Here is a 25,354-nt window from a genome sequence, read left to right as displayed (position 1 = left end):
TTGGTGCTGGTGAACCCGCCGATCGGCGCGGCTCGCACGCAGACCCGAAGGAGCACCACATGAGCACGACCGTTCAGTACCGCGCAAACGGCGGCGTCGAGCAGCTGCAGCTCGTCGACATCGCGGCCCCCGAGGCCGGGCCCGGGCAGGTGCGGGTGCAGGTGCGCTACGCCGGGCTCAACCCGGTCGACTGGAAGATCGTGAGCGGCGCGTTCGGCCCCGTTGATGGCGCATCGGGCAACGGCACCGACTACGCCGGCATCGTCGATCAGGTCGGCGACGGCGTCGAAGGCTTCAAGCCCGGCGATCTCGTGTTCGGCGGGCTCTCGCAGCAGGCGCAGACCGCATCCCTGCTCGTCACCGACCCGGCGGCGACCCTCCACCTTGTGCCGCGCGGCCTCGGTCTCGACACCGCGGGCGCCCTGCACATCACCGGCCGCACCGCGATCGCGGGCATCCGCGCGATCCGCCCCGCCGAGGGCGAGACCGTGGTCGTGTCGGGTGCGTCCGGCGGCGTCGGCGTGCTCGCCGCCCAGCTGGCCCTCAACCTCGGTGCGCGCGTGCTCGGCATCTCGAGCGAGCGCAATGCGGCCGCACTCCGGTCACTCGGCATCGAACCGATCGCCTACGGCGACGGGCTGGCGGATCGCCTCCGCGCCGCCGCACCCGACGGCATCCAGGCGGCCTTCGCGACGCAGGGGCCCGACGAGCTCGACCTGTTCGCGTCGCTCGGCGTACCGGCCGACCGCACGAATTCGATCGGAGCCGGGCCGGGTGCCGCCGAGAGCCACGGCGTGCACACCGACGGCAGCGGCGTCGCGAAGCACGGCGACCTCGACTGGCTGGCGAAGGCGATCGCGTACGGGCACATTCAGGCCCCTGTCGAGCGGGTGTTCGACGTCGCCGAGGTGCACGAGGCTTACCGCTTCTTGATCGAGGAGCACCCGGTGGGCAAAGTCGTGCTGCAGTTCCCGGCGACGCCGCTGACCGCGGAGCAGCGCGCAGCGCTGCTCGACCCGGCGGAGTAGGGCGCGGCTCGGCGCGCCCGTCCCGCCCAGGGCGCCGACCCGGCCCTGACCTCGCCGAGCGCCTCCTTTCTCGCCGAATCCCTCCAATGTGTGCGCACATTTCGCAGGGGCTCGGCGAGAAAGGAGGCGCTCGGCGGTAGATAGGGCGGCGGGGCGGCCCGACCCCGCCTACCGCCAGTCGGCGGCGAGGCGGCGCAGTTTGCGGCCGCGCCAGCGCCACATCAGCGCCAGGCCCGGCCGAATGAGCGGCGCGGTCGGCCCCGCGATGTGCAGCTCGTCGGTCCAGACGGCGCGGTGGGCTGACGCGCGCGAGCGCGAGATCGTCATCTCGTGCCGCCACTCGGTGAGCCCCGACAGCGGACCCGAGAGCGCCTCGCCGTGGTCGCGCATGGTGCGGGGCCACCCGTCGGGGTCGGTCGGCAAGAGATCGGTGATCCGGATCGCCTGCTCACCCACCGGCACCACCCCGAACGCCGCGAGCCGCACGCGCACCTCGCTGCCGGTGCTCAGCACCTCCGGAAACTCGCCGCGCGGCGTCATCGCGAGCAGCGGGGCGTAGAGCGCGCCGACCGCAAGGGGGTCGTGCAGCGCTCGCCAGGCGACTTCGGCGGTGCAGGGGGCTTCGAACTCGGTGCGGATGCGCATGCCCCCAGTGTGCCGCGTGCCGGCTCAGGCCGCGAGCATGGGAGTCGCGGTGACTCCGGGCAGCGCGCGCAGGTCGGCGGCGACCGACTCCGCGAGGCCGGCATCGCCGAAGCGGTACGTCACCCAGAGCTCGATCAGGTCGTCGCCGTGCGCTCGGAGTTCAGCGACGATACGCGCTGCGTCGGCGCCGCGATCGGCCGGCACGATGAGCACGGGACGGTACAGCTCGCGGTCGACCCCACTCCAGATGTCGCGCCAGCGGTCGGCCGCATCGGGGTCGCCGGCTTCTCGATCATTGGCGCCCGCAGCCTCCGCAGCGGACTCCGCAGCATCGTCGAGCACCCGGATCGGCAGCAGATGCGGCGCTTCCGCGGGCGTCGGCCCGTTGCTGAACGATGGGCGATCCCGAACCCCGGAGGGCCCGGCGATCTGCGGCAGCGCAGATCCCGAGTCGAAGGTGTCGGGGGCCGCCGCCGAGGTGACGACCGCGATGGGGGTCGCGCTGCGCCGTGTCGGGCGGCCGCTCGGCAGCGCCACGGCGCGATGCTGCTCGACGAGCTGCGGCAGGGGCTCACCCAGCGGGTCGAGGTCGTCGCCGGCGTGCACTCTGCCGCGGTGCGCCGTGCGATAGGCCGCGGGCGTGCACCCGAACCAGGCGCGGAACGCGCGCGTGAAGTACTTCACGTCCGAGAACCCGCAGGCGTGCGCGATCGACACCATCGTGTCGTCGCTCTCGAGCAGCAGCACCTCGGCCCGCGTCAGGCGCAGGTTCGTGAGGATATCGCTGAAGCTCATGCCCATCGCGTCGCGGGTCAGCCGGGAGAGCGCGCCCTTGCTGTAGTTCATCTCGTCGCTGATGCGCTCGAGCACATTGCGCTCGGATGCGTGCGTGCGCAGCAGCGTGAGCATGGTGCGCAGCAGTGCGCGGCGGGTGTGATTGATGACTCGGCGACGGTCGTAGTACTGCTCGACCCCGTAGAACTCGATCAGGTCGTGCAGCAGCGCCGAGACGAGCGGCCGACGGTCTGCGGGCGGCGCCGCGAAAATCGCGAGCAGCACATCGCGCAGGTAGGCCTCGGTGCCCAGGTATCGGGCCAGATCGAACGACTCGCAGGCGAAGATCTTGCTCGGCAGCTCAGGGAACTCGTCGGCGAACGCAGCGACATCGATCTGCAGCGTCACGACGGTGCACTCGCGGCGCCCCTCGAAGGAGTGCGTATCGCCGGCGTTCAGCAGCGCGAAATCGCCCTCCTCGAGCAGGTACTGCTCGCTGCTCACCTGCACGTCGAGCTCGCCCCGCAGCGCGTAGACGAACTCGATGATTTCGGGGTGCCGGTGCACCGAGGTGCGGCGCACCGAGGCGGCTTCGACGGCGATTCCGTCGACTCCTCGGTGCGCGCGCATGGCAGTCAGCATAGACCGCCCGAACCGGTCAGCGAGCTCGGCCCCGCACCGCACGCTACTGCGAACGCGCGTCGAGCGATCCCGAAATGACGCGACCTTCGAAGAGCACGGCATCGCAGCGAATCCCGGCGAGCGCCGACGGCTCGACGTCTGCCGGGTCGGCGCTGAGCACATTCAGGGTCGCCCGCTTGCCGGCCTCAAGTGATCCGGCGCGATCATCGATGCGCAGCTGTCGTGCGCCGTTGATCGTGTAGCCCTCGAGCAGCAGTTCGAGGGGTAGCCGTGCCCCGGGCTGCGGGCGGGCGCTGCCCGGAAAGCGTTCGGGGGCGAGCGGGTATTCCGGATCCACGCGCGTGTGCGCGACCTGCATGCCGAAGAGTGGGTCGCCCCGGTGCAGCTCGTAGGCCGTGACCACGTCGCTCGCGAGCGTCACCGTGGCACCGTGGCGGGCGATCGCGGTGAAGTCGTACATGCGGTTCCAACGCTCTTCACCCAGGTGCTCAATGGCGCCCTCACCGAAGTAGGCGCCCGACCAGTGGGGCGTCCAGTTCACAAAGATGCCGAGTTCGGCGGGGCGATGCATGTCTGCGGGGTCGACCAGCTCGCAGTGCGCGAGCGTGATGCGGGTGCCCCACTCCTCGCCCGCTGCGGCGAGCGTCCGCTGAGCGGCCTCGGCGGCGTCGCAGGCGGTGCGGAATGCCCGGTCGCCGACCAGGTGGATGTGCACGTCGATGCGCTCGCGGCTGCAGAGTTCGAAGCACGCCTGCAGCTCGGCGGTCTCCATCTGGATCTCGCCGCGGTCGTCGGCGCGATGGGATCCGCAGAGCGACTCGAGCACCGCACTGTTGCCGCTCTCGTTCGTGCCGTCGAGAAAAAGCTTGAGCGCGTTCACTCGGATGCGGTCGCTGCCGTATTCGGCGTCGAGTCGCTGCGCCCGCGCGATCGCTTCGGGGAGGTCGGCGAGAGTGCGGAACCGCACGGCGCCCGAGTACTGCAGGTGCAGTTCGCCGCGCGCTTCGAGCTCTGCGAGCGAGCGCACCACGTCGTCGTCCACGAGCATGGCGTCGAACAGGGCGGTGACGCCGCGCTCGGCCATGAAGTCGAGGAAGCCGTCTTGCAGCCGCTCAGGCGTGATCTCTTCGGGCGGCACCCACCCGAGCGTCGCGTACATCGTGTCGATGAACCGTGCGTGCACCATCTCGCGCAGCAGGCCGGTGGGCTCGCCCGCGTCGTCGCGCACGAACATCTCGAGGCCCGGCACCGGGTCGGGCGTCTCACGGGTCACCTCCATGAGTTCGAGCATCTTGCTGTTGACCCAGTGCTCGTGCTCGCTGAAGTCTTGGCACAGCACCGGCCGGTCGCTGACCGCGGTGTCGAGCAGTTCTTTCGTAGGCGCACTGCCGGCGAAGAGCGTGCTCGGGTAATACTCGAAGTACAGAAACGGTGCTTCCTCTTTCGGATGCTCCGCCGCGTATGCGCGGATAAAGTCGAGCAACTCGTCGACGTCGTGCGTCCACGGCAACCGCACGTGCCAGGCGCTCTTTGTCACCATCTCGGGATGCGTGTGGCTGTCGATGAAGCCCGGGATCACCGTGCGCCCCCCGAGGTCGACGACGGCGGCACCGGGGTGTTCGGGCCGCTCGGCGGCGGGGCCGACGAACGCGATCGTGTCACCGTCGATCACGAGGGTGTCGGCCTCAGGCCGCTGCGGGTCGAGGGTGCGGATGCGGGCGTTGGTGAGCACGGTGAGCACGGGAAGATCTCCGATCGATCGAACGTGACGAGGTGGCGTGGGGCAGCGCGACAACGAGGTAGCGGGTGCGGGCAGCGGGTGCCGGATCAGCGGGGCCCGCCCGGGGCACTGACCGATGCTGGGTCGGCGCCGGCCCCCTCGGCATGAGCCGAGCCCCTGTCGCTACCGCCGTCGCCATCTGCGGCCTCGTCGAACTGGATGCCGGTGGGTGGAGTCTTGAACCCGCGCGTCGCGAACGCGAGGTAGGCGACGCCGATCGCGAGCCAGATGCCTCCCAGAATCTTGGCGTGCGCGTCGATGTTGAACCAGAGCACCGCATTGACCGCGATGCCCACCGCCGGGAGCACCAGATACCTGCCGATGTCGGCCGGTGTGCGACGCCCCTCGCGCACGAAGTAGTGGTTGAAGACCGCGTAGTTCACCATGATGAACCCGGTGATCGCGCCGAAACTCGTGAGCGACGCCGCTCCGAACAGGTTCTCGGCGTAGAAGATCGCGGTCAGCGAGATGAGGCCCGTGAGCACGATGTTGCCGACGGGGGTGCCGAAGCGAGGCGACAGGCGCCCGAAGAATCGTCGCGGCAGGATGCCGTCGCGACCCATGCTGTAGAGCACGCGCGACACCGCGGTGATCGCTGCGGTGCCGGCGAGGATGCTCGCGAGCTGATCGGTGAGGAAGAACGAGAACGCCAGCGGTTCGCCGCCGATCTGCGGCAGGAGTTCGAAGATACCGGTGTCGGCGTCGGCGATCTCGGCGTACGCGTTCGGCCAGGCGATCTGCAAGAAGTAGGCGATGACCGCGAAAGCGATGCCGGCGCCGATGCAGACGATCATGATGGCGCGGGGCAGCGTGCGCTGGGGCTCGTGCGCTTCTTCGGCAAGCGTCGAGACAGCGTCGAACCCGAGGAACGAGACCGCGAGAATCGAGCTCGCCCACAGCAGGTTGCCGCCGTCGAACCGGGCCACATCGAGAATTGCCTCGGGCACGAACAGGTGGCCGCTGCCGCCCCCGCCGAGCACGAACCCGATGATGAGGCCGACCAGCACCACACAGAACAACACTTGCGCCGCCACCAGCACGACGTTGACGCGGCCCGACACCCGAGCGCCCAGAATGTTGATGCCCATGCCGAAGACGGCGGCGAGGATCACCCAGACGAACACGGGCACCTGCGGCACGTACTCATTCATGTAGACGCCGAAGAGCAGGTAGCAAATCATCGGCAGCAGCAGATAGTCGAGCAGCAGCACCCAGCCCGCGGCGAAGCCGGCCCACGGGTTCACCGCTCGCTGCACGTAGGTGTACGCCGATCCCGAAATCGGAAAGGCCTTGACCATCTGCGCGTACGAATAGGCGGTGAAGAACATCGCGGCCATCGTCACGAGATACGCGAGCGCCATCATGCCGCCGGTCAGGCTCGTCGCGATGCCGTAATAGTTGAAGACCACCGTCGGGGCGAGATACGCGAGGCCGAACGCGACCAGGTGCCGCAGGGAAAGCACCCGCTTGAAACTGCCCGTGCGCTCGCCCATGTGATCCTCCTCGCTGAGTGGCGCAACGATCGCGCCAGTGCCAAGGTACGGCGGCGGAGCTCGCGACAACATGACGATTCGGGCCGAGTCGCATGACATGGGGGTGAGCGCCTGCGCTGCGTTCCGCGCCGCCAACGACAGCGGGCCACGAGGTGGCTTTCCACCCCGCGGCCCGCTGATCAGCGTCGAACGCCTACTTCGCGACGAAGTACAAGCGCTTGTTCGCGAACTCCCCGATACCGATCGGGCCCATCTCGCGACCGAAGCCCGAGTGCTTCACGCCGCCGAAGGGCAGCTCGGCCGACTCCGCCGCGATGATGTTCACGTGGCTCATACCGGTCTCGAGCTTGGACGCGACGCGCGCCGCGCGAGCCTCATCGGTCGAGAACACCGAGCCGCCGAGGCCCAGTGCGCAGTCGTTGGCGAGTTCGAGTGCTTCCTCATCGCTCGACACCTTGTAGACCGTGGCCACCGGGCCGAAGATCTCGACCCCGTACGACTCGGAATCGCGCGGCACATCGACGAGCACCGCGGGCGAGTAGTACGCCGCGGGGCCATCGGAGAGCACACCGCCGGCGAGCAGCTTCGCCCCCTCGGACACCGCTTTCTGCACCTGGGCGTCAACAGTCTCAGCCGCCGCACGCGACGAGAGGGGCACGAACTGACCCTCCTGCAGGTCGAGCTGATCGCCCGGCACGAGGCCCTCGGCGAGCTTCACGAGCTCGGCGACGAACTCATCGTAGATGTCATCCATCACGATGAGGCGCTTGTTCGAGTTGCACACCTGCCCCGCGTTGTAGACGCGGAAGTCCCAGGCCTGCTTCGCGACGTCGGCCACGTCATCGGAGTCGAGCACGACCATCGCGTCGATGCCGCCGAGCTCGAGCACGGCCTTCTTCAAGTTCGAACCGGCCTGCGCACCGATGATCGCGCCTGCACGCTCGGAACCGGTGAGCGAGACGCCCTGCACGCGTGAGTCAGCGATGATCGTCGCGATCTGATCGTGCGACGCGAAGACGTTCTGGTAGCCGCCGACGGGAACGCCGGCCTCTTCCATGATCTCCTGGATCGTCAGCGCCGACCGCGCGCAGACGTCGGCGTGCTTCAGCAAGATCGTGTTGCCGAGCACCAGGTTCGGGGCCGCGAAACGGGCAACCTGGTAGTACGGGAAGTTCCACGGCATCACGCCGAGCAGCGTGCCGACCGGCAGGTGCTCGATGATGGCCTTGCCCGGAATCGTGCTCGGGATCTCGGCATCCGTGATGAGGCTCGGGCCGTACACCGCGTAATAGTCGATGATCTGCGCCGCGAACTCGACCTCATCGATCGACTCCGCGATCGACTTGCCCATCTCGAGCGCGATCAGACGAGCGAGCTCGTCCTTGCGCTCGATGAAGATCTCGGCGACCCGTTTGACGACCGCGGCGCGCTCTTGCACGCTCCGCTCCCGCCATTCCCGGTATACGGCGTCGGCGCCCGCAAGCGCCTCCTCGATCTGCGCATCGGTGGCGGCCTCGAATGTCTCGAGAACCTCACCCGTGGCAGGATTCTGCACCCGGTACTTGGACATGAATATCGTTCCTTCAGTTAGGGATGGTGCTGCTGTGCACCACGAACAGCATGCCCGCAACCAGCCCCGAAATCCACTGCGCCCGGGTGCTTCGCAGCCGACACGGCGATCGGCGAGCGACCCGGTTCAGTCGACGGGGTACGTACGACCGGTGTCGTTGCCCTCGACCGAGCGCACGTAGGCGAGACCCACGCGTTCGTCGGAGACGGGCTCGAACCCCGCGAACGCCTCGTGGTATCCGGTCGCCGACGCGAGCACGTTCGGGCTGACGGCGTTCAGGCGGATCCCGCGCGGCAGCTCGTTGCCCGCCGACCGCACGTACGATTCGACCGCACCGTTCGCCATCGCGGCAGCGGCCCCGGCAGGCAGCGATTCGCGCGCCAGAATGCCCGTGGTGAGCGTGAACGACCCGTGTTCTTCGACGAATTCGAGGCCGATGCGCACGAGCGAGAGCTGGCTGAGCACCTTGCCACGAAACGCAGACTCGAGGTCTTCGGTGGTCAGCTCGGGCGCCGGCTTGAAGGGCGCGGAGCCGAACGCCGAGACCACGGCGTCGAATCGGCCGAGACGATCGAAGGCGGCGCGAATCGACTCCGGATCAAGCAGATCGATTGCGGGGTCGGTGCTGCGGCTGAGCCCGACGACCTCGTGCTTGGCGCTCAGCGCCCGCGCTGCGGCCGATCCCACGTGGCCAGAAGCTCCAACGATCAAGATGCGCATGATGCTCGCTCTCTCCGCCTCGCGGCGGATCGGATTCATTCCTGCGGCGGATGCCGCCTCATCTTCCATTTTCTACGCTGGAACACATGGAACCTCAAGCACTCATCATCCTGACCATGACTCTTCCCGGCGTCATCGCCTCGGCGGTCGTCGCTCTGAATGCGAAGCGCATCAACGCGGCGATGCGGACGCAGCGAGCGCATCGCGCTGCCGCACGAGCCGCGCGCGACGCCGTGACCACCACAGCGCGATAGCCGCGATCGCGAGCACGACGCCGACGACAACGAAGTCGGGTACGGATCGCGACTGCTCGAGCACCCACCCTTCGAGGCGCACCTGATCGGAGGCGCCGAGCACCCCGCCGAGGCTCGTGGTGCCGCGCGTCACCAGCATGAACACGCCGATGCCGATGGTGAGCACACCGCCGATGATGCCGGTCCAGGTGTTGCGCCACCACCCGACGCGCACCTCACGGGGCCGCACGATGCGGCGCACGAACGGCAGGCGCGTCCAGAGCAGACTCAGCAGCAGCAGCGGCAGGGCCATGCCCGCCGCGAAGACGAGCAGCGTCACGCCGCCGAGCAGCGCGTTGCCCGAGACTGCAGCGACTGTGAGTACGGCGCCGAGCAGCGGGCCGGCACAGACCCCCGCGAGGCCGTAGATCGTGCCGAGCGCGTAGACGGAGAGTGCGGTCGTGCCGCCGCCGTCACCCTCGCGGCCCCGGATGAACGGCAGGGGCACGTTCAACAGCAGCAGTGCGCCGAGCACGATGACGACGATCGAGGCGACCAGCACGAAGCCGTCGCGGTGCGCGTTGACGAACGCGCCGAGCGTGCCGGCCAGCACACCGAGTGGCACGAGCGTGGTGATGAGCCCGAGGTAGAACACGCCGGTGCGGGCGACCATCGCCCCCGGTGAGGTGAACGCGTACGAGAAGAACGCCGGCAGCAGCATCACCGAGCAGGGGCTCAGCAGCGTGAGCACGCCGCCGAGAAACGCTCCAAGCAGACCGAGTTCCACTATCAGGCGGCCGAGTCGGGTGCCGATTCGATGGCAGTGTCGAGGAAGTCGCGGAACGCGTCGATCGGCTGCGCACCCGACAGCGCGTTGGTGCCGACGGCGAAGAACGGCACCCCGGTGACTCCGAGTTGCTGCGCGGTCGACGTGCTCTGCTGCACAGCGGCGCGCAGTGCCGGATCTGCGAGGTCGGCTTTGAACTTCGCGATATCGGGCACACCGACCTCTTTCGCGAAGCCGATGAGCTGACCGACCGGCAGGTCGGGGTGCCCCTCGGCGGGCGCCGCCGCATAGACGGCGTCGAGGTACTCAATGAACTTGCCCTGCTCCCCGGCGGCTCGGGCGGCAACCGATGCGGTCTCCGACTCCTCACCGAAGAACGCCACGTCGCGCACCTCGATGCGCACCTTGCCGGCATCAACGTATTCGTCGACGATCGTCGGCAGCGTCTCCTGGTTGAACACCGCGCAGTAAGGGCAGCGCATGTCGGTCCACTCGACGAGCACGACAGGTGCATCGACGTCACCGATCGCCATCGGGTCGGCCGGGTCACGGGTCTCGAACCCGGCGGGCGATGCGGCGTCTTCCGCGCTCGCACCGCTTCCGTCCGTGGCGGATTCGCCCTGCTTCGCCCCAGCCCCGAACGACCCGGTGCCGTTGTTCATCGACGCTTGAGCGAAGATGACGACACCGAGGAAGACGATGACGGCGGCTGCGAGGAAGAGCCACGATTTCAGGCGACGGTTGGCGGTGCGTGAGGAGGATGATTGCTGCGACACCCATCTAGGATACAAGATGTATCCTGAGCGGACTGAGTTCGATCTGGGAGGGCGGAGAATAGTCACCATGCACAGCGCCCCCTCCGACTCCGCCGCCGACCGCGCGTATCGCACCGTGCTCGACGACATCCTTACGGGCGCATATGTCGGTGGCACCATGCTCAGCGAGTCCACCATCGCCGCATCGGTGGGCGTGAGCAGAACCCCCGTGCGCGCGGCACTCATCCGGCTGCAAGACGAGGGCTGGCTCACCATCTATCCCAAGCGGGGCGCACTCGTGCGCGAGGTGAGTGCGCAGTCGGTCGCCGATCTGGCGCAGTCGAAGGTACTGCTCGAGTCGGGCGCGGTGCGTTCGGCGTGCCCGACGCTGCGCCGCCGCACGGCCGCAGCACTTCGTGAGCAGTTGCCGGCTCAACGCGAACGCCTCGAGGCCCGTGACCTTCCGGGATTCGTGGAACTCAGCATCGACTTTCATCGCTCCTTCGTCACCGCAGCGCGCAACGCCGTGCTCACCGAGCTCTACGACCGATTGGCGGATCGCCAACGCTTCCTGCTCTTCAGTTACGGGCAGCGGCTCTTCGATCGCAGCGACGAAATTCTGGCCGAGCACTCGGCCATGCTCGACGCCCTCGAAGCCGCGGGTGCGCACTCCGATGCACCGCACGCCCCGCTCGATTCCGCTGCTGCGGCGAGCGCTGAGGCGCCTCTCGTGCGATTCGATGCGCTGCTCCGGCATCACCTCAACGAGACATACCGGCTCGACCCGTGACACCCCGCACGGCGCGTCACGGCACTTTCACGGTTTTCCTCAGTAATTTCGATGACTATGGACGACAGACCCGGTCATAGTACGAAGCTCACCTTTTCAGCGTTGGTTGGAGGTGAGCGATGACAGGGGAAATCTGGGGCCTCCTTGCGGGGGTCCTCTTGACGCTCGGCACGGGCGTCTTCGTGGCGTCCGAGTTCGCACTGGTGAACTTGGATCGCCCCGAGCTCGAGCAGCGCCGCGCCCGCGGTGAGCGGCGACTGGGGCCGACGATCTCGGCGCTCAAGATCACGTCGACCCACCTCTCGGCGGCACAGCTCGGCATCACGCTGACGACGCTGCTCGCCGGCTACACGTTCGAGCCCGCGATCAGCTCGTTGCTGCGCGGGCCGCTCATGAGCATCGGCGTGCCCGAGGCGGGTGTCGTCGGTGTCGGCGCGGTCGTCGCGATCGTGCTCGCCACCCTCTTTTCGATGATTTTCGGCGAGCTGATCCCGAAGAACTTCGCACTTGCTGTGCCGCTCGCGACCTCGAAGGTTGTGATTCCGCTGCAGATCGGCTTCACTTTCCTGTTCCGGCCGGTCGTCTCGCTGCTCAACGGCACGGCGAACCGTCTGATCCGCTCGATGGGCATCGAGCCGAAGGAAGAGCTTTCGGGTGCCCGCACGGCCGAGGAGCTCAGCTTCCTCGTGCGCCGCTCGGCGCTCGAGGGATCCCTCGACCACGACGACGCCACCATGCTGCACCGCACGCTCTCGTTCTCTTCGCGCACCGCGGAAGACGTGATGACGCCGCGCGTCGTCGCCGAGATGCTGCCCCGCACCTCGACCGCCGCCGACGTCGTTGCACGCAGCGTCGAGACCGGGCACTCGCGGTTCCCGGTGTTCGGCGACAGCGTCGACGACATCGTCGGCATCGTGCACGTGAAGTCGGCCTACGGGGTCGACTTCGAGCGCCGCGAGTACACCTCGGTCTCCGAGATCATGTCGGAGCCCGTGCGCGTGCCCGAGGCCGCCGGCGTCGAGTCGCTGCTCGAGGTGCTGCGCCAGCGCGGCTACCAGTTTGCGGTCGTCGTCGATGAGCACGGCGGCACCGCGGGTGTCGTGACGCTCGAAGACCTGGTCGAAGAGTTGCTCGGCGAAGTACGCGACGAGCACGACGAGCTCGACGAAGAGGTGGTGATCGACGGCGATGCGATCCTGTTCCCCGCGTCGCTGCGCCCCGACGAGCTGTGGGATCGCCTCGCGATTCGCGTGCCCGAGAGCGAAGAGTACGAGACCGTCGCCGGCTATGTGCTCGAAACGCTCGAGCGCATCCCTGATCTCGGCGAAGAGCTGCCGCTCGAACACGGCACCCTGCGCGTCGAAGAGTTTGAGGGCGCCCGCATCACACGCCTGCGCTACGCATCGCACGATGTGACCACCGACCCCGCTTTCGCGACCCGCGATCGGGTGATCGAAACCTTTGAACGAGGCATCGACCAGGAGGCCGCACGATGAACGAGTACCTGCCCGGCCTCATCTGGCTCGTCGTCCTCCTGGTGGTGAACGCGTTCTTCGTGGGCGCCGAGTTCGCCGTCATCTCCGCCCGCCGCTCGCAAATCGAGCCGCGGGCCGCCGCCGGCAGCAAGGCCGCGAAGACCACGCTGTGGGCGATGGAGCACGCGACGCTCATGCTGGCGACCAGCCAGCTCGGCATCACCGTCTGCTCGCTGGTCATCTTGAACGTCTCTGAGCCGGCGATTCACCACCTGCTCGAGATCCCGCTGCTCGCTTGGACCGGCCTCACCGCCCAGGCCGTCTCGATCACGGCGTTCATCGTCGCGCTCGTGCTCGTCACCTTCCTGCACGTGGTGTTCGGCGAGATGGTGCCGAAGAACCTCGCATTCTCGGTGCCGGATCGCGCCGCCCTGCTGCTCGCCCCGCCCCTCGTGTTCGTGTCGAAGGTCGTCGGCCCACTCATCAAGTCGTTGAACTGGATCGCGAACGGCTTCCTGCGCATGTGCGGCGTGCAGCCGCGCGACGAGGCCAACACGGCGTTCACCATCGACCAGGTGGCATCGATCGTCGAGCAATCGACCCGTGAGGGCACCCTCGAAGACACCAGCGGCACCATCACGGCGGCGTTCGAGTTCACCGAGAAGCGCGTCGCCGACGTCGAGGTGCCGCTCGCGTCGCTCGTGCGCCTGCCCCTCGACGCGACCCCGCGCCAGGTGCAGCAAGCCGTGTCTGAGCACGGGTACTCGCGCTACGTGCTGCAGTCGGCCGACGGCACCCCCGAGCGCTACCTGCATCTGAAAGACATCCTCGACCTCTCGTCGGCGGATGAGATCGACGCGCCCATCCCACTCGACCGCATGCGCGAGCTGCCGACCGTGATGGGCGACGCCGAGGTCGAGGAGGCGCTTGACCTGCTGCGCGAGCGCGGGGCGCACATCGCCCGCGTCGGCTCAGACGAGGCCGGCTTCACCGGAGTGCTCTTCTTGGAAGACATCGTCGAGGAGCTAGTCGGCGAGGTGGAAGACACCGCTCACGCGCTGTAACATCCAGGCACGGCAACGGCCCCGGCCCGGTTCCTCACGGAACTCAGGCCGGGGCCGTTCGCGTTCAGCCCACGGGCCGCGCGAGCTCGTCGAAGTGGTGCGCGAGAGTCTGCAGCGTCTGCGTCGACGTCTCGGCGTTGCCGCCCCACAGATCGTGCATCGCGAGCCCGTCGAGCAGCGCCCGCAGACGCCGCGTTTCTGCCACGGGATCGCGCCCGTCGCCCAGCTCTCCCGCGTGCGAGATGATCTCAATGGCTGAGGCGCAGGCGCGATCGACTCCCGCGCTGAGCCTGATCGCGGCGGGCCGCAGCGAGTCATCCGTCAGCGCGAGCACGCCGAGCTGCACTTGAGCGATCAGCTCTGCGCGGCGCACGTCGTCGAGCGGCAGGAGTTGGGCCAGGAGCCCCTCGGCGAGCTCCCGCCCTTCCAGGTCGAGCGCCGCGATTCTCGCCGTCGCGCGCGCTTCGATGCGTTCGAGGCAGTACACGCGCAATGCGTGCTGACTGGGAAACAGGCGCCTGAGCGACGCCGCAGCGATTGCCGCCTCAGTAGCGACTCCGCGCACCGAGAGCCCGCTCAACCCGTCGCGCTCAAGCACACGCAGCGCTGCTGCGCCGATCTGCTCGGTGCGCAGCTCGGCGTCGATTCTGCGCGGCATGATCAGGCACGCACTTCTGCTGGGTGCTGCAACGCGCTGGGCTTCTTCGGCCATAGCGTGTAGCTCACTGCCCAGATGCACTCGATCACGACGATGATTCCGAGGATGCGGAAGAAACCAGAGAGGGCCGCCGTGCGCGCGGCATCGTCGACCACCGCGATGATCGCCCCCAGGATTGCCGCTGCGATGGCGACGGCGATCACCGTGAGCCCCAAGTCTTTCCAGCACTTGGTCGCGTAACGCGCACCGTACAGTCGCTCCGGCGCCGGGCCACCCGCGAATCGTTGCTTGAATCGGATGTCGGCCCAGGCGACCATGCGCTTGCCGTAGGCGATGGAGACGCCGATGTAAATCGCTGCGAGTCCGTGGTGCCAGGAGGCCGTGCCCCCGCCGAGCAGATCGACCACGACCAGCAGCAGCAGCACCGCATCGATGACCGGTGCGAGCATGAGCAGTGCGGCACCCAGACGCGGTCGGCGCAGCAGGTACCGGGCCGCGAGCCCCATGAGGATCGCCACCCAGAACGCGACCTCGCACACCACAATTGCCACCAGGATCATGCCCGACTCCCCTCGTTTATGAGTACGAGTGTACTCATAAAACTGCATTGCGCCACTTGCCCGGCGCCGAGCGCGCCTCGGCAGCCGACGAGCAGCGGGCGCAACGCACTCGGCCCCGGCTCGGTTCCAGTGGAATCCGAGCCGGGGCCGAGTGACGTCTGGCGCCTGAGCCTGACGGGGTCAGGCCGAGGCGATCACCGCGATCGGGTCGGTGGTCGGCAGGCCCGAGCGCGATCCACCACGATCTTCGACGGTGACCGCGAGCGCGTCGCCGGGCTCGAAGCCCTGCGCCAGCACCGCTGCGCCACCCGCGTTGTTCGCGCGCATCACGCCGAGCGAGATCGGCTCGTCACCGCGCACGATCCAGAGCTCGTAATCGCGGTCGGCCGGCGCCGCGCGCATGCCCTCAGCAACGAACACGGCCTGCTGCGACGAATTCGACCAGTGCAGCGTCGCCTGACCACCGTCGGCAAGCGCAACGGTTTCGGTGCGCGCGTCGTTCGACGATTCCACCTGCTGCAGCGCGATGGACACCGGATCTTTCGGAGCGAGCATGCCCGTGACCGGAAGCGCGAGGGCGATCGCCAACAGCACCGCAACCGAAGCAGCCAGCCCAAACCAGCCCGCGCGCCGACGCGAGCGGGTGAACGACTCTTCGGCATCCTCATGATCGTCATCCGCACCGAGCAATTCGGGGGGCAGGGTGGCCTCGGGTGCGTGAACCGGCTCGTCAACGACCGACGCGAGATCAGCCGCACCCAGCGCGGACGGACGCTCGGGAGCTTCGAACTGCGGAGTGCGTGCGATGAGATCGAGCATCGCAGTGCGCGCGCCTGCCGGCGGCGCGACCTCTGAGATCGACGCGCTGAGCCGAGCCACCGTCTCTCGATCTTCGTCTGCGACGGGCAGCCACTCGGGGTGCGCTGCCAACGCCTCCGAGAACGTCTGCTCCTCTTCCGGGGAGAGCACGTGCAGGGCGCGAGCAGCGGAGAGCTCGCGGAACAGTTGCTCATTCATCGCGTCGCCTCCAATTCTTTCCTGAGCCGGGTGAGCCCGTCTCGAATTCTTGTTTTGATGGTGCCGAGCGGGGCTCCGAGGAGCACCGAGATTTCGCTCTGGCTGTACCCGCCGAAGTAGGCGAGCACAATGGCGCGGCGCTGAGGTTCAGGGAGCTCGTTCAGTCCCTGCACGGCACGGGCGCCGTCGATCATCAGCTCCACCTCGTCATCGACCCCGGCCTGAGGTTCGGCCAGATCGCGCACCCCGACCGTGAGATCGCGGCGACGCGAAGCCTGCGAGGCTCGCACCCGATCCACGGCCCGACGGTGCGCGATCGTGAGCAGCCACGTGCGCGCCCGGCCACGATCCGGATCGAACGAGGTTGCCGACTGCCAGGCCTCCAAGAAGACCTCCTGCAGCACTTCCTCGCTCTGCGACCGATCGACGAGCACTCGCAAGATGAGGCCGAACACTCGCGCAGAGAGCAGATCGTACAACTCGGCGAATGCGCGCTGGTCGCCCTGGGCTGCGCGCGCAAGCGCCACGTCAGCCGGGTCGGCAGTCGAGCCGTCGTCCGCTATTTCGATTCCATCGATGACCATCGTGTCCAGCATGCCCCATTCACCTCCATTCTGCGTTTGTTTGCTGCGTGCGAGTCGCATGATTCTGCCGATCTTCCGGGTTGATTCGGTTACCCGAAGGTGAACGAGTAGACCTGCACGCCCTTCGGCACCTGCACTTCGAGGGTGCCGGAGTCGGGGTCGTCGGCCTCGACGAGTCGGTACGAACGCGGGGTGCCGTCGATGTCGACCGAACGGGTGCCTCCGCCTTTCACCTTGACCTCGATGGTGCCGCTGCCCGCGATGACCGCGCGCACCTCCTGGCCGCGGTACTCGAGGCGGATCTTGCCGGAGTCGGTGGTGGGTTCGGCGTACTGGGTTTCGATCGTCCACTTGCCGTCGAGCGCGAAGGTGTCTTCCTTCTGCTGCTTCGGGAAGGTGAAGTCGCCATCGCCCGCACGGTACTCGTCACCCGCGAAGTTGCGATCCTTCGAGGAACCGAGGAACGTCTCGGGGGTGGTGCTGCCGATCTCAGGCGTCACATCCTTGACATCGGTCTCGCCGGGGAGCTGCGCGTCGGGATTCGCGTCCTTCAACAGCTCGCGGATGAGCTTCTCCGTGGTCTCGTAGTTGCCCTCTCCGAAGGAGATGTGACGCACCGTGCCCTCGGCATCGATGAGGTAGTGCGCCGGCCAGTAGCGGTTGCGGTAGTTCGTCCAGGTCGACAGGTTGTTGTCGATCGCCACCGGGTACGTGATGCCGAAGTCTTCGGCCCCGGCCTCAACGTTGCTGCGATCCTTCTCGAACGCGTACTCGGGAGAGTGCACGCCGATCACCTGCAGCCCTGCGTCGGCATAGGCCTTGTCCCAGGCGACTACGTGAGGAATCGAGCGCTGGCAGTTGATGCAGGAGTACGCCCAGAAATCGATCAGTACGACCTTGCCCTTGAGGCTCTTGAGGTCGATACCTTCACCATTCGGAGTGTTGAGCCAGCCGTCGATGCCTTTGATCGAGGGGGCGGTGCCGCACGACTCGAGTTCAGTCGCGTCATTCGTGCACTTGTCGAGGTCGCGGTTCTCGTCGGTGACGAGTCCGCCGAGGTTCAAGGCGCTCTTGCCCGCGTCGCTCTCGGCGAGATCCTTCTGGATGCCCGCCGTGTAGTCGGGCAGCAGCCGCTGCAGCGCCTGCGGCACGTTGAACGCGAGGCCCACTGCGAGCGCGATCAGTGCGACACCACCGACGATGCGGATGGTGCGCTCGCGCTTGCGGAAGCCGCGGATGCGCTGCGCGACGCTGCGGCCGGCGAGCGCGAAGACGAGCAGCGGCAACGCGACGCCGATGGCGAACGACACCGTGAGCAGCACGGTCTCGGGGCCGATCTGACCGGTCGCGCCGGCCACGATGATGGCGGCGAGCACCGGGCCCGCGCACGGCACGAAGACCGTGCCCAGCGCGAGACCCATGCCGAAACCGTTGCCGCCCTCGCCGACCTTGCGGCGGGGCAGACGCTGGAAGGGCTTTTCGAGTATCTGCTCGAACCCCGGGAAGAGCATGCCGACACCGATGATCAGCAGCACGGCAACACCCGCCCAGCGGATGGCGCTCTGCGGAATGTTCAGCAGTCCGAGCAGTACCGAGCCGAGCAGCGTCACCACCGAGAAGCTCAGCACGAGCCCCGCAATGATCCAGAAGGGCCGGCTGCGCTTCGCCTGGATCACTTCGGGAAGTTTGCCTGCGACCGTCGGCTGCGTGCCCGCGGTCAGGAAGATGACCGGCAGCACCGGCAGAATGCACGGCGAGATACCCGTGATGAGTCCGCCGAGCAGACCGATGAGCACAATATCCATGAGAAGCCCTCCTGTTGCAGAGGTCTTCGGAGCGGAGCCCGGTTCGGATGGGAGCGGGGCGGGTCAGTTTCGCGCTTCTGTGTCGGGGAGCATCCCGGCGTCGATGACGCGAATGCGTCTGAACGATGACGAGAGCATTGCGAATCAGTTGAATCGTTTCATATACTCGTGGGCAGTGTCGGCACCCGACACGCGACCCCACCGGAAGAGACAATGAAGCCTCTGCATACCTCTCGGCGTATCGCCGCACTCATCGGCATGGCGCTCGTCGCTGTGCTGGCCGTTTCTGGCTTCGGCGCGGTCGCCGTGGCGCCTGCCCACGCAGCTGAAGCCGCCCCCAGCGGCCTGCGCATCAATGGGCTCGACCGCCCAGCCGATCTTGATGATCTCGAATCACCGGCGCTGTCGTGGTACGTGCCGAGCGCCGAGCAGAGCGCCTACCGCGTGCTCGTGAGCACCTCCGAGCAGGCAGCCGAGGCCGGCGACGGTGACGTGTGGGATTCGGATCGTGTGGAGAGCAGTGAGCAGAGCGGCGTTCCGTACGCCGGCCCCGCGCTTGCAGCCGGCAAGCGCTACTTCTGGACGGTGCAGACGTTCGATGGCCTCGGCATCGCCTCCGCACGGTCGGAAGTCACCTGGTTCGGAACCGCACCAGGGGCTGCGTGGGAAGGCTCGCAAGCGATCTGGACCTCGAATCAACTCCCGGGCTCAGATGATGAGTCGACCCCGAACCCGTGGACCGATTACACCCTCACCGCTGACGTGACGGTGGCACAGACCGCTCTCGGGGTGTACTTCCGCGCAACCGGCACCGGTGAAAGCTACATGTGGCAGTTCCGTGCCGATACCAACGAACTGCGTCCGCACATATGGACCGGCGGAGCGTTTACGCAGCTCGACCCAATAGCTCTGCCCGCGGATGCGGTGCGCACGGGCGTCCCGTTCACCCTCGCAATCTCAACGTTGGGATCCACGATCACCACCTCGATCAACGGCACCGAAGTTGACCGCCGCGAACTCTCCGACCACGCCACCGGCACGATCGGGTTCCGCACCGGCCGCTCGGAAAGCGGCTCGGTGACCCACCTCTCGGTAGTCGGCACCGACGGCACCGCGCTCTTCTCGGATCCACTCACCGGGGCTAACCCGTTCCGTTGCGGCACCGTTGCCGGCGGCGTACTCCAGGTCGGCAATTCGACCGATTGCGCACTCCCCGCCGACCCCTGGGCCGATTACGCGCTCGATGCGAACATCACCATCGACCGTACGGCGCTCGGCGTGTACTTCCGCGCGGCGAGCGATCAGAACGCCTACATGTGGCAATTCCGCGCCGACACGAACACGCTCGTGCCGCACACCCGCATCAACGGAACGTTCACTGCGCTGCCATCCGTGGCTCTTCCGTCCGGCACGCTGCAGACCGGCAAGCAGACGGCCATTCGCATCTCGGCGACTGGCAATACGGTGACGACCGCAATCGGCGGCGTGCAGGTTGACACGCGCACCCTCTCAAACTTCGCCGCCGGTACTGTCGGATTCCGCACCGGCAACTCCGAGAGCGGGTGGGTGCACGACATGACGATCACCCGCGCTGGCGGCGGCGTTGTACTGGCCAACGATTTCTCCGCAACGCATCCATTCCCCTGCGGCACACTGAACAACGGTGCCTATATCGTGAGCACCGCCCAATCCTGCGTCATCGCCGCAGACGCGAGCGTTTCGACGGACTGGGCGTTCCTCCGTACCGAGATCTCCCTCCCAGCGAAAGAAATCGCTTCAGCAACGCTCTTCGCCACCGCAGGCGACTTCCGCGCGCACCTGCAATACGCCTACAAGGCCTACGTGAACGGGGCATTCGTCGGCCTCGGCCCGACCAATCGCATCCACTCCGAAAACCGCTACGACGGGTTCGATGTCACAGCACTCGTCACCGCGGGTGAAGCGAACGCGGTGTCGGCGCTCGCCTACACGAGCGGATCGAACCGTCAACGCTTCATCGCACAGCTACGGGTGGAGTACACCGACGGCTCCACCGATGTCTTCGGCTCAGGAGACTCATGGAAGGGAATGCCTGGCGCTCTTGCGTTCCCCGCAGCCGGCAGCATCGGCACCGGGTACTTCTCGGCTCCGAAAGAGAATTGGGACGCGCGCGCCTACCCCCACGGTTTCACCGAGGTCGGGTTCGACGATTCGAGCTGGGCACCGGCAGTACCCACAACGGCCTTCGCCGATCTACAGGCCACGCCGATGGCGAAGGTGGCGGAACAGACCCCCGCACCGGTGTCAATCGTCGATAAGGGCAACGGCAACTACTTCGTCGACTTCGGTCGCACCTGGGTCGGCGGCGTGCGGTACGACATCGCGAACGGTGTGTCGGGCGCGAAGGTCGACATCAGATTCGGTGAGGTGCCTTCGGCGGAAAACACCGTCAAGTACCAACTCAACACCGGCAACGTCTACCAAGACATCGCCACGCTCACTGATGGGCAGCAGACCCTCGAAACGTGGGGCATGCGCGTGTTCCGGTACGTCGAAATCGTCGGGGCACCGGAACCCGTCACTGTCGAGAACCTCTCGGCGCTCGCACTGGTCTACCCGTTCGACGCCGAGGATTCGACCTTCGTGTCATCGGATACGAACCTCAACCAGGTGTACCAGCTCTCAAAGAACACCATCGAGTCGCTGAATGTGAACTTCTATACCGACTCGTGGACCCGCGAACGCACCAACTACGAGGCGGACGCGTATCTGCAGCTGATGTCGACGCTGTACCTGATGGACGATCTCTCACTCGGTCGTTACTCGATGAACTATTTCGAGGCAAACCGAACCTGGCCCACTGAATGGCCGTTCTACGTGGTGCTCGCCGTGCACGATGCATGGCGCCAGACGGGTGATACCGAGCAAGTCGAGGCCTACTTCGACAACCTGGAAAGCAAGATGCCGACCAAGTGGATCGACGAGTCGACCGGACTCGTTCGAAAGACGAGCGGCTCGAACGGCTGCTCGAGCCAGACCGACTGCGACATCGTCGATTGGCCGACGAGCCAGCGCAACGGGTACCAGTTTCGACAGGTAAACACTGTCGTGAACGCGCTCTCATATCGCGCGATGCGCGACATGGCTGCAATGGCCGCGGAGATCGGGCGCGATGACCGCGCAGCCGCCTACACGGAGCAGGCCGATCGTCTGCGCGACGCGATGAATGAGCGACTGTACAACGCCGAGACTGGCGCGTACGACGACGGCATGGCCGCCGACGGCACGCTGACCGGCCACTCCGCGCTGCACGCGAGCGCATTCGCCCTCGCGTTCGGCATTCCCGAGGCCGATCAACAGTCGCTAGTCGCCGAGTACGTTGCGTCGAAGGGCATGGCATGCAGCGTCTACTGCGCTGGCTTCTCGATCACCGGCCTCTTCAATGGCGGCGCCGATGACGCCGCCGTGGCGCAGCTCACAGACACGGGTACCTCAAGCTGGATGAACATGATCGCGCTCGGTGCGGGATCGACTGCGGAGGCCTGGGATCCGTCGCAGAAGTCGAATCTGACCTACTCGCACCCGTGGGCCGCCTCGCCGGCGTTCCACGTTCCATCGGGACTCTTCGGCATCAAGCCGATCGATGCGGGGTACGCGACGTATTCCGTGCGCCCAGCGCCGGGCGGCGTCGACTTCGCTCGAATCACCGTACCGACGGTGAAGGGCAGCATCGGCGCCGCTTTCAGCCACGCGGCTGATGATGCGTCGTCGATGCGTCTGGTAGCTCAGGTGCCGGGCAACACGCGCGCCGACCTCTCGATCCAAGCCCCGGCCGGCACGACGACCGTATATCTGGATGGTGTCGCCCGCGAGGTCGAAGAAACGGGAGGGTACGTGACCGTACCTTCGGTGACCGCAGGGTGCCATCTCGTCACGCTGGATGATGGGAAGTCTGCACTCGCGGACACGAATCTCACTGCGCTGTGCACCCCGGCCCTGGTGAACGACGCTGAAGCCGAGTCAGAGGGTGCGGCCACCGCAGACGCCGATGCCGCGGGCGCGGGCGCTTCGACCGAGGGCAACGCGGGCGCTGGCGCAACGAGCGCTGACGGTACGGGAGCTGACGCAGACGCCGCGGCGACCGGTGCGGAAGCCGGTGCCGCAGGAGGCTCGAACGGCACCGCCGCTGGCGGATCCGGCGCCAATGCGAATGGTGCCGACGCAGGTGCGGTGAGCGGCGCGGATGGCACTGACTCCACCGCAACGGGCACCGCCGCCGAAGCAGGCGGCGGGAATCGCACCGATGCGCTGAGCCGCACCGGCAACAGTGCCGTGTGGGGATTCGGGGTGCTCGCACTCGTGCTCATCGTCGCCGGCCTGGGTGCACTGCACCGTACTCGGGGCGCCCGACGCCACTAGGCGAACCTCGATCAGGCCAACCGGGAGCGGAAATCTCACGCTCCCGGTTGGCCCGTTCGCGCGGGTTACGCCGCGCGCGCGATCCTGCCCATCACCCCGCCTGCCCGACGCGGTGCGTTGCCCTGACGCACCCCACGCACCAGCTCCACTACGGACGCCCGTGTGAGGGGACGCCCCTGTCGCACCAGCTGCCAGCACCCGTCGAGCACCTCGTCACGCTCCGCACGCGTGAGCGGGGTGAAGAGTTCTGGCCAGCGGGCCTCGATGTTCGTCTCTTGCATGAGCAGCACCTCTTTCTCCGGGGAGGCTCACGCTACGGGCAGCCACCGACATTGATGCGCTGGTGCCCGCAGAGCTGCCCGAAGCCGAAAGCCGCTACGAAAAGACGCTGAGACCGTAGAGCACGAACACGAAGAGGTGCGCGGCCCCGTGGAGCGCAGTCACGCGCCGGGCGCTGAAGGTTGTCAGGCTGAGCAGCAGGCTGACCCCGAGCAGCAGCAGATTCACCGGGCTTTCCGCGAGCACCACTGTCTGCCCGGTGAACAGCCCGATCGCGAGCACGACCGGCAGGGTGAGCCCCACGCACGACACCAGCGCACCGTGGGCGAGGTTGGTCACCCGCTGCGCTTCGCCCAGCCATGCGGCCCTGACCGTCGTGATCGCTTCGGGAAGGAACACGATGAGCGCAATAATGATGCCCGAGAGAGCGACCGGGGCGCCCAGGCGGTCGAGGGCGTCATCGAGAAACACCGCCATGTCGTGCGAGAGCAGCACGATCGGCGCGACCGTGACGAGCAAGACGAGCACGCGCGTGATGACCTCCGCGCGGTGCGCTCGCAACACATTGCCGATGCTTTCGCGCGCTGCGGGCGCACCGGCCGCGCCGCCCGTTGCTTCAGCCCCGACGACCTCCTGGAAGTCGGCGCTCTGGGCGCCGGTCTGCCGAACCAGGAAGAAGGCGTAGAGCAGGATCGTGAGTACCAGGATCGGTACCGCCTGGCCGGCCGTATACGCCCCGCCCTCGCCGATGACGGCGGGGAACGCGAAGGCGACTGCGATGAGCACGACCAGCAGGGAGAGGTACGACGAGACACCGGTGCGATTGACGCGCAGGGTGTTGTGTCGAAGGCCACCGACGAGCAGCGCGGCGCCGATCACAAGGGTGAGCACGATCATCGTGGCGGCCATGACCGAGTCGCGGGCGATCGTGGCGTGTTCGCCCGGGCCGAGCATCACCGCGGAGATCAGGATGACCTCGATGAGCACGATCGAGAGGGTGAGCACGAGCGTGCCGTAGGGATCGCCGAGTCGGTGCGCGAGATGCTCGGCCTGGGTGACGACGCCTCCGGCGCAGACAATGATCACCGCGACGATCGCCGCGAGCACGAGGAAGAGCACCGGAGTGGGCAGGTACCCGGCAAGCAGCGGCTGGGCGAGCGTCAGCGCGAGGAAGGCCGCCCAGCCGAGCACGATGCGGAAGACGACCGCGGGGGTGAGTACCGATCGCAATGAAGACGTGTGTGGCACAGAAGTGACCAGTTCTGCAGGGCCGTCCCGGCTTGTGAATTGATGTCGCACAGGTCGTCCAGGCGGCACGTTCAGACCTCGTCATCGTATCCGACTCTGCATTCTTTGGCGAGCGGATCCGCATGATTCCGCGGATGTTGGTGCCCGCGAAAACTTTTTCGAGCAATTTCCCATCCGCCTCGCACACGGCTCCGAAGACGTTCACAAGCCGCGGGAATCTGCGGAACATCATCTGAGGAGGAACCCCATGTTCACCAAGAAGAAGACCCTCGGCGCCGCATTCGCACTGACGCTGGTCGGCGCCGCCATGCTCACCGGTTGCTCGATGGGCGCCAACACCGCCGACTCGACTGCTGAGGATCAGACGACTGAGACGCAGGAGACGACGCCCAACGACGATTCGGCAATGGAGACGACTGATCCGGCAGCGAACCTCGTCGGCCCCGGTTGCGCGGCCTACGCTGAAGCAGTGCCGGATGGCGCGGGCTCGGTGCAGGGCATGTCGCAGGATCCGGTTGCGGTCGCCGCATCGAACAACCCGCTGCTCAAGACTCTCGTCTCGGCAGTGAGCGGCCAGCTCAACCCTGACGTCAACCTCGTCGACACCCTGAACGGTGACGAGTTCACCGTCTTCGCCCCGGTGGATGACGCCTTCGGCAAGATCGACGCCGCGACCATCGACACGCTGAAGACCGACAGCGATCTGCTCACCAAGATCCTGACCTACCACGTGGTCCCCGGCCAGATCGAACCCGCTGACATCGACGGCACGCACACAACCGTTGAGGGCCAGGACCTCGAGGTCACCGGTTCGGGCGACAACCTGAAGGTCAACGACGCCAACGTCATCTGCGGCGGCGTGCAGACCGCCAACGCGACCGTGTACCTGGTCGACTCGGTGCTGATGCCCCCGGCCGAGTAATCTCGCCGGCTGAATAACCCGGCGATCTCCCCGCATCGCAGCGGCCGATCGCCTGCACGACCAACGTGTCCGTCACTCGCACAGGGGTGGCGGGCACGTTGCTATACCGGAACACCCGCGACTTCAC

21 protein-coding genes are annotated in these 25,354 nt (G+C 67.1%); 6 read left to right on the top strand and 15 right to left on the bottom strand.

Features of this window, described 5'->3' with window-relative positions; translation table 11 throughout:
- Positions 1–59 precede the first annotated feature (59 nt).
- Positions 60–1,028: an NADP-dependent oxidoreductase gene (locus AMS67_RS04055; protein WP_053386224.1), complete on the top strand. Its 969-nt coding sequence runs from the start codon at positions 60–62 to the stop codon at positions 1,026–1,028.
- A 168-nt stretch (positions 1,029–1,196) separates the two neighbouring features.
- Here AMS67_RS04055 and AMS67_RS04050 read toward each other — a convergent pair whose 3' ends face one another.
- The 8 genes from AMS67_RS04050 to AMS67_RS04015 form a co-directional block, all read right to left on the bottom strand.
- The gene (locus tag AMS67_RS04050) at positions 1,197–1,673 is read right to left on the bottom strand and encodes a hypothetical protein (RefSeq protein ID WP_053386223.1); all 477 of its coding nucleotides are present in this window, start codon (positions 1,671–1,673) and stop codon (positions 1,197–1,199) included.
- 24 nt (positions 1,674–1,697) lie between these two features.
- Entirely contained in the window at positions 1,698–3,077 is a 1,380-nt protein-coding gene (locus AMS67_RS04045; RefSeq protein ID WP_162230810.1) for a helix-turn-helix transcriptional regulator, read from the bottom strand.
- Positions 3,078–3,132: 55 nt separating this feature from the next.
- The gene (locus AMS67_RS04040) at positions 3,133–4,830 is read right to left on the bottom strand and encodes an amidohydrolase (RefSeq protein ID WP_053386221.1); all 1,698 of its coding nucleotides are present in this window, start codon (positions 4,828–4,830) and stop codon (positions 3,133–3,135) included.
- 86 nt (positions 4,831–4,916) lie between these two features.
- Entirely contained in the window at positions 4,917–6,362 is a 1,446-nt protein-coding gene (locus AMS67_RS04035; protein WP_053386220.1) for an APC family permease, read from the bottom strand.
- Positions 6,363–6,555: 193 nt separating this feature from the next.
- Positions 6,556–7,932 carry an NAD-dependent succinate-semialdehyde dehydrogenase gene (locus AMS67_RS04030; RefSeq protein WP_053386219.1) on the bottom strand — a complete coding sequence of 459 codons (1,377 nt, stop codon included), beginning with the start codon at positions 7,930–7,932 and terminating at the stop codon, positions 6,556–6,558.
- Between the two features lie 126 nt (positions 7,933–8,058).
- Positions 8,059–8,652, bottom strand: a complete 594-nt coding sequence (locus AMS67_RS04025; RefSeq protein ID WP_053386235.1) for a short chain dehydrogenase — start codon at positions 8,650–8,652, stop codon at positions 8,059–8,061.
- A 171-nt stretch (positions 8,653–8,823) separates the two neighbouring features.
- A complete protein-coding gene (locus AMS67_RS04020) occupies positions 8,824–9,672 on the bottom strand; it encodes a cytochrome c biogenesis CcdA family protein (RefSeq protein ID WP_053386218.1) in 849 nt (282 codons plus the stop codon).
- Positions 9,673–9,674: 2 nt separating this feature from the next.
- On the bottom strand, positions 9,675–10,448 hold the full coding sequence (locus tag AMS67_RS04015; protein WP_053386217.1) for a DsbA family protein: 774 nt from the start codon (positions 10,446–10,448) through the stop codon (positions 9,675–9,677).
- Positions 10,449–10,515: 67 nt separating this feature from the next.
- Between AMS67_RS04015 and AMS67_RS04010 the strand changes: the two genes are divergently transcribed.
- The 3 genes from AMS67_RS04010 to AMS67_RS04000 all read left to right on the top strand — a co-directional run bounded on the left by AMS67_RS04010 (position 10,516) and on the right by AMS67_RS04000 (position 13,756).
- Positions 10,516–11,217: a GntR family transcriptional regulator gene (locus AMS67_RS04010; RefSeq protein WP_053386216.1), complete on the top strand. Its 702-nt coding sequence runs from the start codon at positions 10,516–10,518 to the stop codon at positions 11,215–11,217.
- Positions 11,218–11,336: 119 nt separating this feature from the next.
- On the top strand, positions 11,337–12,713 hold the full coding sequence (locus tag AMS67_RS04005; RefSeq protein WP_053386215.1) for a hemolysin family protein: 1,377 nt from the start codon (positions 11,337–11,339) through the stop codon (positions 12,711–12,713).
- The gene (locus tag AMS67_RS04000) at positions 12,710–13,756 is read left to right on the top strand and encodes a hemolysin family protein (RefSeq protein ID WP_053353685.1); all 1,047 of its coding nucleotides are present in this window, start codon (positions 12,710–12,712) and stop codon (positions 13,754–13,756) included. Before AMS67_RS04005 ends, AMS67_RS04000 begins: the two co-directional genes overlap by 4 nt.
- A gap of 64 nt (positions 13,757–13,820) precedes the next feature.
- Here AMS67_RS04000 and AMS67_RS03995 read toward each other — a convergent pair whose 3' ends face one another.
- The 5 genes from AMS67_RS03995 to AMS67_RS03975 all read right to left on the bottom strand — a co-directional run bounded on the left by AMS67_RS03995 (position 13,821) and on the right by AMS67_RS03975 (position 18,380).
- Positions 13,821–14,414 (bottom strand): TetR/AcrR family transcriptional regulator, encoded by a 594-nt coding sequence (locus AMS67_RS03995; RefSeq protein ID WP_053386214.1) that lies wholly within the window; start codon positions 14,412–14,414, stop codon positions 13,821–13,823.
- Between the two features lie 2 nt (positions 14,415–14,416).
- Positions 14,417–14,974, bottom strand: a complete 558-nt coding sequence (locus AMS67_RS03990; RefSeq protein ID WP_053386213.1) for a hypothetical protein — start codon at positions 14,972–14,974, stop codon at positions 14,417–14,419.
- A gap of 180 nt (positions 14,975–15,154) precedes the next feature.
- The gene (locus AMS67_RS03985) at positions 15,155–15,991 is read right to left on the bottom strand and encodes an anti-sigma factor (protein ID WP_053386212.1); all 837 of its coding nucleotides are present in this window, start codon (positions 15,989–15,991) and stop codon (positions 15,155–15,157) included.
- Positions 15,988–16,587 carry an ECF RNA polymerase sigma factor SigK gene (gene sigK, locus AMS67_RS03980; protein WP_239684061.1) on the bottom strand — a complete coding sequence of 200 codons (600 nt, stop codon included), beginning with the start codon at positions 16,585–16,587 and terminating at the stop codon, positions 15,988–15,990. The genes AMS67_RS03985 and sigK overlap by 4 nt, the downstream gene beginning before the upstream one ends.
- Before the next feature lie 77 nt (positions 16,588–16,664).
- A complete protein-coding gene (locus AMS67_RS03975; protein WP_053386211.1) occupies positions 16,665–18,380 on the bottom strand; it encodes a cytochrome c biogenesis protein DipZ in 1,716 nt (571 codons plus the stop codon).
- A gap of 213 nt (positions 18,381–18,593) precedes the next feature.
- On the opposite strand from AMS67_RS03975, the gene AMS67_RS03970 reads away from it, so the two are divergent.
- Positions 18,594–22,778 carry a family 78 glycoside hydrolase catalytic domain gene (locus AMS67_RS03970; RefSeq protein WP_053386210.1) on the top strand — a complete coding sequence of 1,395 codons (4,185 nt, stop codon included), beginning with the start codon at positions 18,594–18,596 and terminating at the stop codon, positions 22,776–22,778.
- A gap of 65 nt (positions 22,779–22,843) precedes the next feature.
- Here AMS67_RS03970 and AMS67_RS03965 read toward each other — a convergent pair whose 3' ends face one another.
- Together AMS67_RS03965 and AMS67_RS03960 are read right to left on the bottom strand one after the other, a co-directional pair.
- The gene (locus tag AMS67_RS03965; RefSeq protein WP_156316519.1) at positions 22,844–23,059 is read right to left on the bottom strand and encodes a hypothetical protein; all 216 of its coding nucleotides are present in this window, start codon (positions 23,057–23,059) and stop codon (positions 22,844–22,846) included.
- 94 nt (positions 23,060–23,153) lie between these two features.
- On the bottom strand, positions 23,154–24,287 hold the full coding sequence (locus tag AMS67_RS03960) for a calcium:cation antiporter (RefSeq protein ID WP_206541735.1): 1,134 nt from the start codon (positions 24,285–24,287) through the stop codon (positions 23,154–23,156).
- 265 nt (positions 24,288–24,552) lie between these two features.
- On the opposite strand from AMS67_RS03960, the gene AMS67_RS03955 reads away from it, so the two are divergent.
- Entirely contained in the window at positions 24,553–25,227 is a 675-nt protein-coding gene (locus AMS67_RS03955; RefSeq protein ID WP_053386208.1) for a fasciclin domain-containing protein, read from the top strand.
- The last annotated feature ends 127 nt before the right edge of the window (positions 25,228–25,354 follow it).

It is taken from the genome of Leucobacter japonicus (genome assembly GCF_001273855.1).
GTDB classification, from domain to species: Bacteria; Actinomycetota; Actinomycetes; order Actinomycetales; family Microbacteriaceae; genus Leucobacter; species Leucobacter japonicus.
Note: the sequence above shows the minus strand (reverse complement) of the source record. Positions and strands in the feature narration are given on the sequence as shown.